Raw genomic sequence first — 17,926 nt, 5'->3', positions numbered from 1 at the left:
AGGCCCGGGCCGCGCGCCGAACGGGACGTTCCGCACCAAACTGGAGAGCGGACAGCGGGGGTCGTCGACGGGACGGGGCACGGGATGATGCACGCGTGGGAAGCGGTCCGGCCCGGGCCGATCGAGCAGGGACCGCTGCGCTTCGTCGAGAAACCGGTGCCGGTGCCGCGGGCCGGCGAACTCCTCGTACATGTCCGCGCCTGCGGTGTCTGCCGTACCGACCTGCACGTCGCCGAGGGCGACCTGCCCGTGCACCTGCCGGGTGTGACGCCCGGGCACGAGGTCGTCGGCGTGGTCGCGGCCCTGGGCGAGGACGTGCGCGCGTACGCCCTCGGCGACCGGGTGGGCGTCGCCTGGCTGCGCGGTACGGACGGTACGTGCCGGTACTGCGTGCGCGGGGCCGAGAATCTCTGTCCGGCATCCGAGTACACCGGCTGGGACGCCGACGGCGGCTACGCGGAGTACACGACCGTGCCCGCCGATTTCGCGTACCGGCTGCCCGGCGACCTGGACGACGTCGCCCTGGCCCCACTGCTGTGCGCGGGCATCATCGGCTACCGCGCGCTGCTGCGGGCCTCGCTGCCGCCGGGCGGGCGGCTCGGTCTGTACGGGTTCGGCGGCAGCGCCCACCTGTGCGCGCAGCTCGCGCTCGCGCAGGGCGCCACCGTGCACGTACTGACGCGGGACCCGGCGGCCCGGCGGCTGGCACTCACCCTGGGGGCGGCGTCCGCCCGCGGAGCGTACGAGGAGCCCCCCGAGCCGCTGGACAGCGCGATCCTGTTCGCGCCGGTCGGCGACCTGGTCCCGGTGGCCCTGCGGGCGCTCGACCGGGGCGGAGTGCTGTCCGTAGCCGGGATCCACCTGAGCGACACGCCGCCGCTCCACTACGAGCGGGAGCTGTTCTACGAGAAGGAGCTGCGCAGCGTCACCTCGAACACACGGGAGGACGGGCGGGCCTTCCTGGCGCTCGCTGCGCGCCACGGCGTCCGCGCGACGACGCACACGTACCCGCTGTCACGCGCCCAGGAGGCCCTCCAGGACCTCAAGGCCGGCCGCTTCGACGGTGCGGCCGTGTTGGTGAACAACATGCCGCCCCGGCACTGACCGGGGTGCGGGCCCGTCTCCCCCGTGCGTGGATGGACCATGGCGTGTGTGGCAGTGGAGGTGGCATGACGGGCCGAGGCGGTGCGGACACTCCGGGTGCGGAGTCACCGTTCGGCGCCATGGAGGATGCCGTCGAGTCGATCGGCACCACGCTGGACGAGCAGACCACGTGCGAGGAGCTCGCCGCGTTCGTGTGCCGGCACTTCTGCGACGCCGCCGCGGTGGATCTGCTGCCCGCGGACGCCCCGGCCACCACACAGCACCCGCACGCCCCGGACCTGTCACGCGTCGCCACGGCGGGAGACGCCGGGCTGCTGACCCCGTGGCCCGCGCACGGAGCACGGCCCCTGTCCGTGCAGGCGCTCGACGAGGGACATCCGATCACCGCCTCGATCGACCTGTCCGGACGGGTCCCGCGGCAGGTCATGACCGTGCCGCTGCTCGCGCACGGCCGCCTGTACGGGGTAATGCTCGCCGTCCGGCAGGGGAAGGAGTTCACCGACCAGGAGACCACCGGTACGCACTACGCGGCGCGTCTGGCGGCCGTCCACCTCGGCCACTCCCGCCAGCACAACGCCGTACGGAGCACGGTGCTGAACCTTCAGCGGGCGCTGCTGGCCGAACCGGGCCGGCCGCATCCGAACCTCGACCTCGCCACCCGGTATCTCCCGGCCGGTGGCACCACCCTGGTGGGCGGGGACTGGTTCGAGACCGTACGGCTGCACTTCGGGCGCACCCTGCTGGTCGTGGGCGACGTCATGGGGCACGGCCTGAACGCCGCGGTCGACATGAACGCGTACCGCTCGATGCTCCGCTACGTCGCCTCCACGGACCTGCCGCCGCACCGGGTGCTGCGCCGGCTGGACGCCGCGGTGGCCGAGGACGGCAACCGGCGACCGGCCACCTGTCTGCTGGTCCAGGTCGACCCGGCACGCGGCACGGCCGCGCTCGCCTCAGCCGGGCACCTGCCTCCGGTCGTCTTCTCCAAGGACGGCACCGAGCTGCTCCAGCTGCCGGTCGGCCCCCCACTGGGCACCGGAGTGGGCGGCTACGAACAGGCCACCCGCACGCTCACCCCCGACGACACCCTGGTGATGTACACCGACGGTCTGGTGGAGCGGCGCGGGGAGGACATCGACGCCTCGCTCGCCCGACTGGCCCGGCTACGGCTACCGCCGGGGGCGGGTATCGACGCACTGCTCGACGAGGTGCTCGTCCGTCTCAACGCCCGTCACGCGGAGGACGACGTCGCGGTGCTCGCCGCCCGCATCCGCGCACGGACCACGACGTGAGGCCCGACCTGCCGGTTCGCGGCGCCGGCCGTGATCCCGGGAGGAGAGGGTCGGCGCGTCCCGGCGCGGGTTCGTGCGGCGGTGATGACATCCCCGCACCGCTGCACGAACCCGCGCCGGAACTCCCCCCGGGCGGCTCCCCCTTGAACCGTGGGTGGTTCCTGTTCTACCTTCGCCACATGGTCGGGGCATCAACGCCCGCTCACCAGGGACACAACGTGGGGGCGGCAGCTGGGCCGGGTGGTGCGGAATGCGTCCACACCTCGCGCTGATCGAGGACGATCCCGACTTCGCACTGATGTGCCGTACCTATCTGGAACGTGAAGGGTTCACCGTCGCGTGGGCCATCGACGCACGCGCCGGGAAAGCCGCCATGTACGACGGCGGCATCGATCTGGTCGTCCTCGATCTGGGACTGCCGGACGGCAGTGGCCTGGAGCTGCTGCGGTCACTGCGCTCCACCAGCCGCCTCCCGGTGATCGTCGTCTCCGGGCGCGGTGACGAGGCGGACCGGGTCGCGGGCCTGGAGATCGGCGCGGACGACTACCTGGTCAAGCCCTTCTCGCAGCGCGAACTCGTGGCCCGTATCCGGGCCGTGCTGCGCCGGTCCCGGCCGCCCGAGGTGCCGGCCGTCCTGGAGGTCGGGGCGCTGCGCGTCGACACTGCCGCCCGTCGGGCCGACATAGCGGGCGTGCCGCTGACGCTGCGGCCCAAGGAGTTCGCCCTGTTGGAGCTGCTGGCCCGCTCCCCCGGCCGGGTCTTCTCCGCCGAACAGCTTCTGGAGCAGATCTGGGGAGCGTCCTGGCAGCAGCCCGCGACCGTCGTCGAGCATGTCTACCGGCTGCGCGGCAAGCTCACCGGGCTGCCCACTCCCGCCCCGCGGATCACCACGGTGCGCGGCTTCGGCTACCGACTCGATCCCTGAAGGCCGCCATGTCCGCGAGCACCCCGCACCCCACGCCCGACTTCCGGCTCCTGTTCGACTCGACGCTCTCCCCACTGCTCATCCTGGCGCCCGACTTCACGATCGTGGAGGTCAACCGCGCCTATCTCACGGCCACCCGCACCGAGCGGAGCATCGTCGGGCACCCCGTCTTCGACGTGTTCCCCGACAACCCGGACGACCCGTCGGCCAACGGCGTCGCCAACCTGCGCCGCTCGTTGCGGACGGTGGTGGACACCGGGCGTACGGACATCATGGCGTTGCAGCGGTACGACATCCCCAGGGGCGACGCGGGCGCGTTCGTGGAGCGGTACTGGAGTCCCGTCAACACCCCGGTGCTCGACGACGACGGGCGGGTCACGCACATCATCCATCGCGTCGAGGACGTCACCGACTTCGTGCATCTGCGCCAGGTCGGGCGGGAGCAGGAGCGTGCGGTCGCCGACGCGCAGATGCGCGCGCAGGGCATGGAGATCGACCTCTTCGTGCGCGCGCGGGAGATCCGTGAGGTGAACGAGCAGTTGAGCCGCGCCAACGCCGATCTCGACGCGGCGGGGCGAACGTTGCGGGAGGAGCAGCGGGCCAAGGACCGGTTCATCGCGACCCTCTCGCACGAGTTGCGCAATCCGCTGGCGGCCGCCACGGCGGCGAGCGAGCTGCTGGCGCTCGACCTGCCCGACGGCCATCCGGCGTTGTCGGTCCTGGAGCGGCAGCTCGCCGCGCTGGTGCGGATGAGCAACGACCTGCTGGACGGAACGCGGGCCGTGACCGGTCGTATGGAGCTGGTGCGCGGGCGGACGGATCTGCGCTCGGTCGTCGACTCCGGATGCGCGGACATGCACGGCCTGTTCGGCCATGAGGGCCGCACGCTCGACATCGAACTGCCCGCCGATCCGGTGCTCGTCGACGGGGACCGGCTGCGGCTGGCCCAGGTGTTGACCAATCTGCTGTCCAACGCGCTCAAGTACACACTCCCGGGCGGTCGTACGAGGGTGCGGCTGACCACGGCGGACGGGCAGGCGCGGCTCACCGTCGAGGACGACGGGATCGGCTTCCAACAGGCGCAGGCCGAGGAGCTGTTCGGTGTCTTCATGCGGGCGGCTCCGGCGGGCCCCAGTACCCCCGAGGGGCTCGGCCTCGGGCTCGCGGTCGTCCGGACGATCGTCGAACTGCACGGAGGCAGGATCACCGCGCACAGCGACGGCCCCGGAACCGGCGCCTCGTTCCGCACCCTGCTCCCGCTCGCCCCCTCCGGCACCCCGGAACCGCGCCCGGCGACGCCGGCCCGCCCCGCGTCACGGCAGCTGGCCATCCTGATCGTCGAGGACAACACGGACCTGGCCACGACCTACCGCGCCCTGCTGGAGCGGCAGGGGCACCACGTCACGGCCGTGCACACCGGCGCGGACGCGCTGATGGCCACCGAGTCCAGCCTCTTCGACGTCGTCCTGTGCGACCTCGGCCTGCCGGACATCGACGGCTACGCGGTCGCCCGCGAGGTGCGCTCCCGCCCGCACGGCGACAAGGTGCGTCTCATCGCGGTCTCCGGGTTCAGCCGGGGGTCCGACCACGGCGAGTCCCGTGCGGCCGGTTTCGACGCCCACATGGCGAAGCCGCTGCCGCTCGGGGATCTGCTGGAGCTTCTCTCCGGAACCTTCGAGGGCTGAGGCGGCGCACAGCCCTTCTGCCGCACGGCGCAGAGATGTGACCGGGGTTCGTCTTCCCCCTTGTGCCCGCCTGTGCTTGCCTGGGGAGCTCTTTCGTTGGGCGGGGCGGGAGTTGACGTATGCGCAAGCGGTGGATGGTGGGGGCGCTGGTCGCCGGGCTGCTGCTCGGCGCGTGCGGCGACCCGTCCTCGGGCCCCGAGGCGTCACCGCCCGCTCGCGCGACGCCCGAGACTTCGGCGTCACCGAGCTCGACGACGCGTCAGCGGCCCGCCGCCTCCCCGACCGCGCCGGCCGCCCCTGCGAAGGCGCCCACGGTGCTCTACCTCGGGGACTCGCTCGCCATGGAGAACCAGAAGGTGCTGGGGGATCTGCTGCGGGACCAGCTGGACGCGCGGTACACGAGCGCCCCGTACTCCGGCACCACCCTGTGCGACTACCTGGAAGGCACCGGCGCGGATTCCCTCGTACCGCCCGCGGACAAGGCGGCCGCCCGGGTGCGCTCGCTCCAACCGGACTATGTGGTGCTGCAGTTCTGGGGCAACGCCTGGGGATACACGCCGTGCATGGACGGCATCACGTACGACAAGTCGAAGAGCACGTACTTCAAGCGGTACGAAGCCGACATGCAGCAGCTGACCGACCAGATCGCGGAGGCGGGCGGCGCGAAACGGCCCAGGATCGTGTGGGTGCTCCAGGGCCCCGACCCGATCACGCCCGACCGGATCCACGACGTCAACGCGATGTACGAGCTGCGGGCCCGCGCCTCCGGCGACCTGCTCGCCGACGCCGGCAAGACCGTGAGCCCGGCGTCGGCCCGCGAAACCTGGGTCCAGTACCTGCCGTGCACCTCGTACGAGCACGAGAACCCCGTGTACTGCACCCAGCAGGCCCGCGACCGCACTGCCCTCCACCGCGACGACGACTACCTGCACTTCTGCCTGGCGCCCACCACGTCGACGCCGAAGCCGTGTGCGGTCCGGTCACCTGGGATCGTGCGCATCACGCGGGCGATCACCCGGGTGATCGCCGATCACGTGAGCTGACGGTCGTCTCCGAGGAATGCCGTCACCGGGTGAGGCGGTCACCCAGGATCGGGAGCAATCGGTCCGTCAGCAGACGGCGGGTCGGCTCACTGGTCAGCCACAGGAGCTTGTGACGCGTGCCGTCGACCATGGAGACGGTCATGCCTGATGTGGTGATACCGCCGTGCAGGCGCGCCCGCTCGATGCCGTCGAAGGGGATGATCTTGTTGGTGCGGTGTCCGGCCAGGATGGCCGCGGGGTCGTAGGCGATGGTGTGGGCCGGCTGTGGCGCGGTCGGACTCGAGCCCAGGGAGTTCGCCACGGAAGCCATCAGCCCACTGCGTATACGGATGAGGCTGGTCGGCAGCAGCCACAGCTCCCCGTGGATCCAGTCCAACCATCCCGTGGTGCAAGCACGGGCCACCAGCTGGGCGTGGACCAGGCGAATACGGGAGGCCCTCGCCACCGCCTGATCGAGCAGGGCGTCCCACCTGTCGAGCGACCGGACCCGCCGCCGCTCGTGCACGCCGGCGGTCTCCGAGAGAAAGTGGAGGTGCGCCCACCCGGTGGCATCCAGCTCCACGGCAAGCCGGACTTCCCAGCCGGCGTGCGTGATCTGTGATCCCAGCCAGTGCGGGACGTCCACATGGCTGCGGTCGGCCACGGGAGGAACCTCCTTGCCTCCACTCCACAGGATGGGAGACGCCACGCACTGATCGGCCGTCCATCGCGCTCTGTGCTCGACCAGTAAGGCCGCGGCCAGGTCCAGGTCTACTCGCTGTCTCATTCCGCCGATCATGGCAGCGGTCACCCGGCCGACGAGCCCCGCAGCTCCGTCTCCACCAGCCGGTTGAGGTGGCGCCTCGCGTCCTCCGTACTCAACGGCGGTGCCTGCCTCAGCCGTTGCAGGGCCAGCCCGTCGGCGAGTGCGGCGAAGCGGACCGTGAAGCCGTCGAGGTCTTCGGAGGTGAACTCGCCGTCGGCGACGCCCCGTTCGGCCAGTTCGCGGATCTGGCTGTGCCAGGCCTCGTACCGCTGTCCCTGGCCGCGGGCGAAGGCCTGGTCAGGGTCCTGGTCGCCCGCGTTCCAGTAGTCGAACCACATCCGCCAGTGCCGGTCGGTGTCCTCCGTGAACAGTGCGTCCACGAGCAGCCGCAGCGCCTCGGCCCCGCTGGTCGCGTGCTCGGCGGCGTCGCTGAGCGCCGAGTAGTACCGCTCGATGTGCAGCACCATCGCCTCGGAGAGGATCTCCTGGACGCTGCCGAAGTGGTACGTGACGGTGCCGACCGAGACCCCGGCCGCGGCGGCGACGTCGCGCACGCCCACCGAGGCGTACCCGCGCTCGGCGATGAGCGGCACGGCTGCCTCCACGATGAGGCGGCGGCGCACCTCGGTGGGCTGGCGGGTGCGGTCGGCGGCGGCGACGGCACGGCGAGGGGTCTTGGCGGCCTTCATGCCGACGTCCTCGGGGTGTTCCGGTGCCATACGCGCTTGACCACTGTCTCTCCGTTCGCCCGTGCCTCGATGCGACTGTCCATGATGAAGTCCGTGGCCGTGGCCCGCAGCTCCGTCCGCGTAACGATCTCCGCGTCCCAATCGTCCCCGCGCCGCAGCCGGATCGTCCACTCGGAGACAGCGTTGGCCGAGAGCGGGTCGTCGGTGCGGATGCGGTAGGTCTCGCGGGCGCTCTCCTCGTAGCGCAGGCCGTCCGGGTACGTCCGGGATCCCCCGTAGTTGGGGTCCACCTCCAGAGTCCACTCCCCCTTCGCCACATCATGGGTGACCAGTCGCTCGGGCCCCGGGTCGGCGGGCCGGTCGTACGTCACGGGGAGCGGCGGCGCCTGTTCGGGCTCCTCGAAGTGGATCGGTGGCTCGTCCACGGCTTCCCGTACGGGCAGGAGCAGCGCGCTCCGGTCCGGTACGACGCTCAGCTCGCCGCGTTCGCCGTGCGGCCACACCCACGGCCAGTAGGAGTCGGAGACGGCTACGCGGATGCGATGGCCGGGCGGGAACGCGTACCCGATGCCGTTGAGCTCGAACTCCACGTCCTCGTACGTCCCCGGGGTCCACTCCACCGCCTTGTCCCGCCCATGCCGGGACATCAGGTTCAGCACGCCGCGTGTGACGAGGGTGGACGAGCCGTCCGGGGCGACATCGCAGACGCGGGCGATGACGTTGGCGCGCGGGGTGGCGCTGTCGAGGCGGAGCCGGACGCGCGGGCGGCCCAGGATCTCGACCCGCTCGTCCAGGGGTGCCGAGTCGAAGCAGACGGAGCGGCCGTCCTCCTCGCGCTGGTCGGGCGGGAGGTCGCTGGCGTTGCCGAAGGGGAAGAAGCGGCCCGCGTCGAGGCCGGTGTGCTGGGGCGATCGTACGAGGATGGGGGCGCCGCCCGTGCCCAGCGGACGTTCGTCCCAAGTGACCGCCGGGGAGGGCCAGTTCGTGTCACCGACCCAGCGGCCCGGCATCACGTCGTACGAAGTGGCGGGCGGCACGGGGTCGTTGATCCAGGAGCGGAGCAGCGGATCCCGCATGACGCCCGTGTCCTTGCCCTTCAGGTGCTGGTCCCACCAGCGCAGGGTCTCCTGGAGGAAGCCGATCGCGGGGCCGGGGGGCAGTTCGCGGTCAGGGTACTGGTGCGACCAGGGGCCGATCAGTCCCCGTACGCGGTCGTCCGGGAGGTGTTCGACGAGGCGCAGTACGGCGTCCCGGTACGGGTCGTGCCAGCCGCCGACGGCCAGCACGGCCGCGTCGATCGCGCCGTAGTCCTCGCAGACGCTGCCGTGCCGCCAGTAGTCGTCGCGCTGCTGGTGTTCCAGCCAGGTGTGCAGGAAAGGTTCGAGGGCGTCGAGGCGCTCGCGCCACATGGGCAGCCAACGGTCCTGGCCCACCTGGGAAGGGTCCGGCGGGCGGGAGGCGAACGCCAGCATGGTGCCGGCCCAGGCGAGCATGTCGATACCGAGGAGGGCGCCGCCCATGTAGTGCACGTCGTTGTCGTAGCGGTCGTCCGTCGAGCAGACCGTGACGATGGCCTTGAGCGGTTCGGGGGCGAGGGCGGCGATCTGGAGGGAGTTGAAGCCGCCCCAGGAGATGCCGAACATGCCGACCTTGCCGGTGCACCAAGGTTGCGCGGCAAGCCAGTTGACGACGTCGACGCCGTCCGCGAGCTCCTGCTCGTCGTACTCGTCGCCGGGTGTGCCCTCGCTGTCGCCGTGGCCCCGGATGTCGACGCGGACGGAGGCGTAGCCGTGCCCGGCGTACCAGGGGTGGCGCTGGGCGTCGCGGGGCGCGGTCCAGTCGCTCTTGCGGTACGGGAGGTATTCGAGCAGCGCGGGGACGGGGTCCGTGCCGGCCGGGCGCCAGATCCGGGCGTGCAGTCGGGTGCTGCCGTCGCGGGTCGGGATCCAGACGTCCTCGCGGACGACCCGGTGCTCGAACTGCTCGCGGTACTTCACGAAACTCCTTCGGTGCTGAGGTGGCCGGCCGGGCGCCAGCGGCGCACTCGGTGGCCGTGGCCGTGTTCGGTCCAGAGGTCGTCCGGTCCGGCCGCGTCTTCCTCCCAGTCGGCCGTCGAGTCGACGAACGGCAGGGCGTCCGGGTCGGGTTCAAGGGCCGCGGCCATCAGCTGGCGTGTGTAGGGGTGTCCGGGCGAGGCGAAGACCGCGTCCGTGGGCCCCTCCTCGACGACCACTCCGTGGCGCAGGACGACGACACGGTCGGCGATGCCCCGTACGACGGCCAGGTCGTGGCTGATGAACAGGCAGGCCAGTTGGCGTTCGCTGCGCAGGTCGTCGAGGAGCCTGAGGACATCGGCCTGGACGGAGACGTCCAGGGCGGTGGTGATCTCGTCGGCGATCAGGACGTCCGGTTCGCCCGCCAACGCCCTTGCGATGCCGATGCGTTGACGCTGGCCGCCGGAGAGCTGGGCGGGCAGCCGGTCGGCGAGAGCCGGGTCGAGGCGCACGTCGGCGATGAGCTGCCGGGCCCGAGCCGCCGCTTCCGTGCGCGACGGGGCGGTGCCGAAGAAGTGCAGCGGGCGCCGGACGGCGTCGCCCACCGACCGGCGCGGGTTCAGCGAGGTGTCCGCGTTCTGGAAGACGAGCTGGATCCTGCGCCGCAGGGACGGCGGCCGCTTCTGAGCGGGGCGGGCGAGGTCTCCCGACTCGTGGGTCATCGTGCCGCCGGAGGGGGTACGCAGTCCCGCGAGCGTCCATGCCAGCGTGGACTTGCCGCTGCCCGACTCCCCCACGAGCGCGAGGACTTCACCGCGCCGGACGTCGAAGGAGACGCCGTGCACGGCGCGGGTCGACCCGTAGTCGATGGTGACGTCGTGCGCGGACACCGCGACGGGTGCGTCGTCGGGCACCTGCGCCTTGGGCCGCACCTCCCGCTCTCCCGCTTCGCCGACGATCGCGAGTCCGGCGTCGTCGAGGCGCGGGACGCTCGCCAACAGCCGTCTGGTGTAGGGGTCTTGGGGCGTCGCGAAGAGCTGACGGGTGGGCGCGGCCTCCACGATCCGCCCGGACTTCAGCACGGTCACCTCGTCGGCCATGTGCGCGACGACCCCGAGGTCGTGGCTCACCAGCACGGCCGCCAGGCCGAGTTCGTCGCGCAGGGCGCCGATCAGGTCGAGGACGCTGCGCTGGGTGACTACGTCGAGGCCGGTCGTCGGTTCGTCGAGGACGAGGACCTTGGGGCGGGCCGCGATGGCCATGGCGATGGCGACGCGCTGCTGCTGGCCGCCGGAGAGCTCGTGCGGGTAGCGGCGGGCGAGTTCGGCGGGGCGGGGCAGCCGGACCTGTTCGAGGAGGTCCACGACGGGCACCTCGCCGCCCGCCTCCGCGATCTGCCGGCCGATCCGCATGGAGGGGGTCAGCGCGTGGCCCGCGTTCTGGGCGACCATGGCGACGGTCCCGCCGCGCAGCCGCCTCAACTCCCGTGCGGGCAGGGCGAAGACGTCCTGCCCGTCGACGAGGACGGACCCCGCGGTGATCCGGGACCCGTGCCGCAGATGGCCGAGGAGTGTCGCGGCGACGGTCGACTTCCCGCTGCCCGACTCGCCCACCAGCGCCAGCGTCTGTCCGGCGCGCACGTCCAGCGACACCTCTCGTACGACGGGTACGTCCCGTCCGCCCGAACGGTAGGCCACGGAAAGGGACTTCACGGAGACGATCGAGGTCATCAGGACCCCTCCCTGATCCGGTCGACGCCCCACGCCTTGGACAGGCCGTCGGCCGCGAGGTTGAGTCCGACCACGAGCGTGGCCAGGGCGATGATCGGCGCGAGGCTCGCCATCGGGACGACGGTGATGGCGGTGCGGTTCTCGGCGACCATCAGACCCCAGTCGGGGGTCGGCGGATCGGCGCCGAAGCCGAGGAAGGACAGCGAGCTGATGAGCAACACGACCCACGAGGCACGCATCGCGAACTCCACGCACACCACGTCCGTGATGTTCGGCAGGATCTCGCGCCGCAGGATCGACCAGGTCCCCTCGCCGCGGGCGCGGGCGGCGGTCACATAGTCGGCGGGCACCACGGCGAGCGCCGCGCCCCGCACGACCCGTACGACCTGGGGCACGTACACCACGGCGATCGCGAGGACGATGACCGCGGGGCCCGTCCCCAGCGCGGTGACGATGACGAGCAGCGCCAGGATCGACGGCACCGAGAGGACGGCGTCCAGGACCCGCCCCAGTACGTCGTCGAACCAGCCGCCGCGCAGCGCCGCCGCACACCCGACGACCGTGCCGAGCGCGACGGTCAGCAGTGTCGCGGCGACGGAGACGCCGAGCGCGTACCGGCCGCCGTACAGCACCCGGGCGAGGACGTCTCGCCCGTACTGGTCCGTGCCCGCCCAGTGTTCCCAGCTGGGGCCGAGCAGGGCGTGCGAGGCGTCGTTGGCGATGGGGTCGTAGGAGGTGAGGAGCGGGGCGAGGAGGGCGATCAGCACGTGTACGGCGACGATCGTGAGGCCGATGACGGCGGCGCGCGAGGAGCGCAGGGTGCGCCAGGCTCGGACGGCGCGCGCCTCGGCGGCAGGCGGTGGCGCGGCCACCGGGACGGTGTCGAGCGTGGTCATCGGGTCCTCCCTCGGGTGCGGAGCTTGGGGTTGAGGGCCATGGCGCCGAGGTCGGCGGCCAGGTTGCAGGCCACGTAGACCACGGCGCTGATGAGGGCGATGGCCTGGATGACGGGCAGGTCGCGGTTCTGGACCGAGGAGAGCATCAGCTTGCCGATCCCCGGGTAGTTGAAGACGTTCTCGACGACGGCGACTCCGCCCGCGAGCCAGGCGACGTTCAGTGCGATGACGTGCAGGGTGGGCAGGAGCGCGCTGGGCAGGGCGTGCCGGGTGACGACCCGCCAGCTCGACAGGCCCTTGAGCCGGGCCGTCGTCACGTACTCGCCGGCCATCACGTCGATGACGGACGTGCGGGCCATCCGCACGATGTACGCCGCCATGACGACGGCCAGGGAGAGCGCGGGAAGCCATACGGAGGGCAGGAGTTGACCGACACTCGCCTCCGGGCCGTACAGGACGACCGCGGGGAACCACGGCAGCGCGACCGAGAAGCAGAGCACCAGTACGGTCGCGACCACGAACTCGGGAACGCTCATCCCGACCAGGCTGACCGTGGAGATCAGATGGTCCGGCCAGCGGTCGCGGTACAGGCCCGCGAGGATGCCGAGGACGATCGAGCCGGTGACGGCGAACAGGACGGTGACGAGGGCGATCAGCGCGGAGTTGCCGAGGTACATGGAGACTTCGCCGCCGACCGCCTTCCCGGAGACGAGGGAGACTCCGAAGTCGCCGTGCAGCGCGCCGCGGACCCAGTCGACGTACCGCTCCCACGCGGGCTGGTCGAGCTTCAGCTTCTCGCGCAGGGCGGCCACGGCGTCCGGTGTCGCGTCCTTGCCGAGGATCTGGGTGGCGACATCGCCGGGCAGTGCCTGTACGGCGAGGAAGACGAGGACGGAGGAGAGGAACAGCGTGCCGACGGCGGCGGCCACCCTGCGGGCTATGAAGGAGAACATGGTCAGGCCCCCTTCAGGCCGATGCCGAGGTAGTCGAACTCGAAGCCGTGCTCGGCGTATCCGCGTACCTTCCGCGAGATGCCGACGAGCCGGTCGGCGAACATCGGGGTCATCGCCCCGCCCTTCTCGACGACGAAGGTCTGCGCCTCGCCGTACAGTTCGCGGCGCTTCGTGTCGTCCATCTCGCGGCGGGCGCGGTCCAGGAGCGCGTCGAAGTCCTTGTCGGACCAGGCGGTCTCGTTGTACGAGGAGCCGCTCCGGAAGACCTGGGTGAAGAGCTGGTCGACGGGTCTGCCGGTGTACCAGTAGGTCGCCATGAGCGGCTTCTTCATCCAGATCTGCGTGTAGTACGAGTCCGCCGCCGCCGTCTTGACCTTGATCCGGATGCCGGCCCGCTTGGCAGAGTCCTGGTAGGCGAGGGCCATCGGCGTGAAGATCGGGTCGTACGAGGACGTGTAGAGGTCCATCGCCAGGCCCTCGTGCCCGGCCTGCTTCAGCAGGAACCGCGCCTTCTCCGGGTCGTGCTCGGGATGTGCGGCGATGTGGGCGGGGTCGCTGGGCGGCACGGGGTTGTCCCAGCCGGCGGTGCCCGCGCCCTGCAGGGCCACCTTCACCACGTGCTCGGGGTCGTAGGCGAGCTTCATCGCCTGCCGGACCCGTACGTCCGTGAAGGGCTTCTCCGTGGTGAGCATCGGCAGGACGTACCACTGGGCGTTCTTGACGCGCGCGATGGTGGCCCGGTCGGAGGCGGCGACCACACGGGCGGTCGCGAAGTCCAGGTTGGTCTGCGCGAGCAGGTCGACCTGGCCCGCAAGGAGGGCGTTCGAGCGGGCGGACATGTCGGCGACGGAGTAGAAGGCGATCGCGTCGAGGACGGGGCGGCCCTGCCAGTGGTCCTCGAACGCGGTGACGCGGCCGGGGCCCGCGGGGGCGAACGACTCCAGCTTGAAGGGACCGGTGCCGATGCCGGTGCGGCCGATCGAGCGGGCGCTTTTGTCAGGGATGACATAGCAGTTGTAGTGCGTGAGAAGGCTCGGGAACTCCGCGTTGGGGCTCTTCAGCGGGACGACGAGGGTGTGGTCGTCGGGGGTGCGGAGCGTGGCGGGGTCGATGAGCGGCTCGAGCACGGCCGCCTGGGGCGAGGCGGTCGCCTTGTCGAGGATGTGGCGCAGGGTGTAGGCGGCGTCGGCCGAGGTGAGCTTGCGTCCGTCGTGGAAGGTGACGCCCTGGCGGATGCGGAAGGTCCAGGTGCTGGCCTTGGCGTCGGGCTCCCAGGACTCGGCGAGGTCGGGGGCGAGATCGCCGCTCGTGTCGACCCGGACGAGCCGGTTGTAGAGGGCGCCCAGGTATTCGTACGCGGACAGCGCGCTGGCCGGGTCGAGGGTCTCGGCGTCGGAGGCGGGCGGCCGGGCGATACGGAGGGTGCCACCGCGGTCGGGTTCGCCCGTCTGGGCGGCGGCGGGCAGAACGGGCGCGGCCGCGGCACCCGTACAGCCGGTGAGCAGCCAGGACGCGCCGAGCGCGGCGGTGCTCGCGGCCCCCGCGACGAGGACCGACCGCCGTCCCGGGTGGTGGATGTCGGACATGGACCGACCGTCCTTCTCGCTATTCGTTCAGCGGAACGATTGAGTGAAGTGCGTGAACGATAACGGGGCGACGGTTCCACGCCAACCCTCCGAGCGCTGGAATTAACCTCGGAAACCCACTCTTTACGCGACTCCCCGCCACGCCGGAGGCAGGCCGCCGGGCTGGTGTACTCCCGCGCGGGATGGGCAGGAAAGCGCTTGCCCGCTACTCCGCCACTGGGGGGGACCAACGCCGATGGCGTCGTCCGAAAGACCGCTCGACCATCGCTACCGGGGTGAGCACCCGATCCGCACCCTCGCCTACCTGTTCCGTGCGGACCGGTGGCGGCTCGCCGCCGCGTTCGCCGTCTTCACGGTCAAGCACAGTCCACTCTGGCTGCTGCCTCTGATCACCGCGTCGATCATCGACACCGTCGTCCAGCACGGGCCGATCGGCCGCCTTTGGGTCAGCTCCGGGGCCCTGCTGCTCATCCTCGCGGTCAACCTCCCACTGCATCTCCTCTACGTCCGCCTCCTGTACGGCAGCGTGCGCCGCATGGGCACTGATCTGCGCTCCTCGCTGTGCACGCGGATGCAGCAACTGTCCATCGGCTACCACTCGCGGGTCAGCGCGGGCGTTCTGCAGGCCAAGGTCATCCGGGACGTGGAGACCGTCGAGCAGATGGTGCAGCAGACCGCCGAGAACGGGCTCGGCGCACTCACCGTACTCACGGGCGGACTCGTCATCATCGCCATCCGCACACCCGAGTTCCTGCCCGTCTTCCTCTGCATCGTGCCCGTCGCGGCCCTCCTGGTGGCACGGTTGCGAACCCGACTGCGCAGCCACAACGAGAACTTCCGCCACGAGGTCGAGCACCTGTCCACGCGGGTGACCGAAATGACCCGGCTCATCTCGGTCACCCGGGCGCACGGTCTGGAGGGCAAGGCACTCCGGCGGATGGACGTCACGCTGGGGCAAGTGCTGCGCTCGGGGATGCGGCTCGATCTGCTCAACGGGCGGTTCGGCTCGTTGGCGTGGGTGTTCCTCAACATGGTCGGGATCCTGTTCCTCACCGGCGCCGCGCTGGTGTCGTACTACGGCTACTGGGGTGTCACACCCGGCGATGTCGTCATGCTCAGCGCCTTCCTGACCACGCTCACCAACTCCACGACGACACTCGCGGCTCTGGCGCCGGTCATCACCAAGGGCCTGGAGTCGGTACGTTCGATCGGCGAGGTGCTCCAGGCACCCGAGCTGGAGGACAACGAGGGCAAGGCGGAGGTGACCTCGCTGCGCGGTGCCGTCACCTTCGAGGAGGTGGGGCACGCGTACGACGAGAACAGGCCCGCCGTACGGGACTTCAGCCTGTCCGTCTCCCCCGGCGAGACCATCGCCCTGGTCGGCGCCTCGGGGGCAGGCAAGTCGACGGTGCTCAATCTCGTCATCGGCTTCATCCGTCCGACCTCGGGCCGGCTGCTGCTCGACGGAACCGACATGAGCACCCTGGACCTGCGCACCTACCGGCGTTTCGTCTCCGTCGTACCGCAGGAGTCGATCCTCTTCGACGGCACGGTCCGGGAGAACGTCGCGTACGGCATGGACGACGCCGGGGACGCGGCGGTACGGGAGGCGCTGCGCGACGCCAACGCGCTGGAGTTCGTGGACCGGCTGCCGCAGGGGCTCGACACCGTGGTGGGCGAGCACGGGGCGCGGCTCTCCGGAGGACAGCGGCAGCGGCTCGCCATCGCGCGGGCGCTGATCCGCGATCCCCGGGTGCTCATCCTGGACGAGGCCACCTCCGCGCTGGACACCCGGTCGGAGGCTCTCGTCCAGCAGGCACTGGCCCGGCTGGTGCACGGCCGCACCACGTTCGTGGTGGCACACCGGCTGTCCACCATCCGTGGTGCGGACCGCATCGTCGTCATGGGCGACGGGGCGATCCAGGAGATCGGCGCGCACGAGGAGTTGCTGCGGCGGGGCGGGGCGTACACGGCGCTGCACAGCGGTCAGCTCGCCTGAGCCCCCCCTGTGGGGCGGCGGCGGGCCGGCCGCTGTGCGCCGGGGTCCTTGGAACCGCCCGGGTCCTTGGAACCGCCCGGGTCCTTGGAACCGCCCGGGTCCTTGGAACCGAGCCGGTCCGCTACTCCCCCGCGTACGCCTTCTCCAGGGCGGCGATGTCCAGCTTTCCCATCTTGTACATGGCCTGGGTCGTGCGGACCGCCTTCTCCGGGTCCGGGTCACCGAGCATGTCGATGAGCTTCGCCGGGACGACCTGCCAGGAGAGGCCGAACTTGTCCTTGAGCCAGCCGCAGGGGCCGCCCTCACCGCCGCCCTCGGTGAGCTTGTCCCAGTAGAAGTCCACCTCGTCCTGGTCGTCGCAGTAGATCTGGAAGGAGATCGCCTCGTCGAAGGTGAACTGCGGACCGCCGTTCAGAGCGACGAACTTCTGGCCGTTGGCCACGAACTCGACGGCCATGGCGGAACCAGCGGGACCGGGCCCCGCCTCCGTGTAGCGCCCGATCCTGCCGAGCTCAGAGTCCTTGAAGATCGAGCAGTAGTGGTTCGCAGCCTCTTCAGCCTGACCGTCGAACCACAGACAGGTGGTGAATCCTTCGGCGGGCATGAGTACCTCCTCGGGCGGGGGAACGTCGTCATTACTGTCGACTGATCCTCACCCGGAAACTCATCGGGGGCGCGGGCAGGGGATTCGGCGTCGCGGCGGCGTCGTCCTCCTGTCCGGCGGACGGTCCGGCGCCCGGAGATCGCCTGGCGTGACCCCCGGCCCCGGAAATCGCATCCATGGACATGACCCCTTCGGATGCCGCACCCATTCAGCCATTCCGTGCCGGCTTCCCGGACGGCGATCTCGACGATCTGCACCAGCGCCTCGACCGCACGCGCCAGCCCAACGAACTGCCGGGCGTGGACTGGGCGCACGGAGTTCCGCGGGACTACCTCGAAGAGCTCGTACGGTACTGGCGGCACAGCTACGACTGACATACGGGGGAGGCGCGGCTGAACGAATGTCCGCAGTTCACCACCGAGATCGACGGAACTCCGGGTCGCTTCGCGCATATCCGGTCTCCGGAGCCGTGTGCGCAGGTTCGAATCCTGCCGGGGGCACCCTGTATGAGGTGCCCAGAGACCCCGCCATCAGCGCTTTAGCTGAGGACGGGGTCTTGGTGTTTGTGCAGTCGGATGCCGCCGAAAGCAGCTGTTTGCCAGTGATCACGTTGTAATAGCGTGTTGATCTTGAGAGGCATCTCAGCAGGTCAGCATTACTCCTCAGAGGCAAGGAACCCAC

Annotated in this window: 14 protein-coding genes and 1 pseudogene; 7 read left to right on the top strand and 8 right to left on the bottom strand. The window is 70.9% G+C overall.

The annotated features are described in order from the left end of the window. The first annotated feature begins 87 nt into the window (after window positions 1-87). From OG246_RS31080 to OG246_RS31060, 5 genes are all read left to right on the top strand, one after another. On the top strand, window positions 88-1,104 hold the full coding sequence (locus OG246_RS31080) for a zinc-binding alcohol dehydrogenase family protein (protein WP_266471035.1): 1,017 nt from the start codon (window positions 88-90) through the stop codon (window positions 1,102-1,104). A 65-nt stretch (window positions 1,105-1,169) separates the two neighbouring features. Beyond that, entirely contained in the window at window positions 1,170-2,396 is a 1,227-nt protein-coding gene (locus tag OG246_RS31075; RefSeq protein WP_266470624.1) for a PP2C family protein-serine/threonine phosphatase, read from the top strand. Between the two features lie 250 nt (window positions 2,397-2,646). Then, window positions 2,647-3,321: a response regulator transcription factor gene (locus OG246_RS31070; protein ID WP_266470621.1), complete on the top strand. Its 675-nt coding sequence runs from the start codon at window positions 2,647-2,649 to the stop codon at window positions 3,319-3,321. An 8-nt stretch (window positions 3,322-3,329) separates the two neighbouring features. After that, window positions 3,330-5,006 (top strand): ATP-binding protein, encoded by a 1,677-nt coding sequence (locus tag OG246_RS31065; protein ID WP_266470618.1) that lies wholly within the window; start codon window positions 3,330-3,332, stop codon window positions 5,004-5,006. Window positions 5,007-5,125: 119 nt separating this feature from the next. Continuing rightward, window positions 5,126-6,049 (top strand): SGNH/GDSL hydrolase family protein, encoded by a 924-nt coding sequence (locus OG246_RS31060; protein ID WP_266470615.1) that lies wholly within the window; start codon window positions 5,126-5,128, stop codon window positions 6,047-6,049. Between the two features lie 22 nt (window positions 6,050-6,071). Here the strand turns inward: OG246_RS31060 and OG246_RS31055 are convergent, their stop codons facing one another. The 7 genes from OG246_RS31055 to OG246_RS31025 form a co-directional block, all read right to left on the bottom strand. Further along, window positions 6,072-6,692: a hypothetical protein gene (locus OG246_RS31055; RefSeq protein ID WP_266470612.1), complete on the bottom strand. Its 621-nt coding sequence runs from the start codon at window positions 6,690-6,692 to the stop codon at window positions 6,072-6,074. Between the two features lie 143 nt (window positions 6,693-6,835). Beyond that, entirely contained in the window at window positions 6,836-7,483 is a 648-nt protein-coding gene (locus OG246_RS31050; protein WP_266470610.1) for a TetR/AcrR family transcriptional regulator, read from the bottom strand. Then, entirely contained in the window at window positions 7,480-9,480 is a 2,001-nt protein-coding gene (locus OG246_RS31045) for a CocE/NonD family hydrolase (protein WP_266470607.1), read from the bottom strand. The genes OG246_RS31050 and OG246_RS31045 overlap by 4 nt, the downstream gene beginning before the upstream one ends. Continuing rightward, a complete protein-coding gene (locus tag OG246_RS31040) occupies window positions 9,477-11,207 on the bottom strand; it encodes an ABC transporter ATP-binding protein (RefSeq protein ID WP_266470606.1) in 1,731 nt (576 codons plus the stop codon). Before OG246_RS31040 ends, OG246_RS31045 begins: the two co-directional genes overlap by 4 nt. Next, the gene (locus tag OG246_RS31035) at window positions 11,207-12,103 is read right to left on the bottom strand and encodes an ABC transporter permease (RefSeq protein ID WP_266470603.1); all 897 of its coding nucleotides are present in this window, start codon (window positions 12,101-12,103) and stop codon (window positions 11,207-11,209) included. The genes OG246_RS31040 and OG246_RS31035 overlap by 1 nt, the downstream gene beginning before the upstream one ends. Beyond that, window positions 12,100-13,056 carry an ABC transporter permease gene (locus OG246_RS31030; RefSeq protein ID WP_266470600.1) on the bottom strand — a complete coding sequence of 319 codons (957 nt, stop codon included), beginning with the start codon at window positions 13,054-13,056 and terminating at the stop codon, window positions 12,100-12,102. Before OG246_RS31030 ends, OG246_RS31035 begins: the two co-directional genes overlap by 4 nt. A 2-nt stretch (window positions 13,057-13,058) precedes the next feature. Then, a complete protein-coding gene (locus tag OG246_RS31025; protein ID WP_266470596.1) occupies window positions 13,059-14,642 on the bottom strand; it encodes an ABC transporter substrate-binding protein in 1,584 nt (527 codons plus the stop codon). A 235-nt stretch (window positions 14,643-14,877) separates the two neighbouring features. Here OG246_RS31025 and OG246_RS31020 point away from each other — a divergent pair, with 235 nt between their 5' ends. Then, window positions 14,878-16,641: an ABC transporter ATP-binding protein gene (locus OG246_RS31020; protein ID WP_266470592.1), complete on the top strand. Its 1,764-nt coding sequence runs from the start codon at window positions 14,878-14,880 to the stop codon at window positions 16,639-16,641. 121 nt (window positions 16,642-16,762) lie between these two features. Here the strand turns inward: OG246_RS31020 and OG246_RS31015 are convergent, their stop codons facing one another. Then, window positions 16,763-17,245 carry a VOC family protein gene (locus OG246_RS31015; RefSeq protein WP_266470590.1) on the bottom strand — a complete coding sequence of 161 codons (483 nt, stop codon included), beginning with the start codon at window positions 17,243-17,245 and terminating at the stop codon, window positions 16,763-16,765. A gap of 182 nt (window positions 17,246-17,427) precedes the next feature. Between OG246_RS31015 and OG246_RS31010 the strand changes: the two are divergent. Further along, window positions 17,428-17,721 (top strand): annotated as a pseudogene (locus OG246_RS31010) (epoxide hydrolase N-terminal domain-containing protein); the annotation flags it as partial. Window positions 17,722-17,926 lie beyond the last annotated feature (205 nt).

The organism is Streptomyces sp. NBC_00620 (assembly GCF_026341825.1).
Lineage (GTDB): Bacteria > Actinomycetota > Actinomycetes > Streptomycetales > Streptomycetaceae > Streptomyces.
The sequence above is the reverse complement of the archived record's forward strand: the minus strand, read 5'-3'. Positions and strand labels throughout refer to the sequence as shown.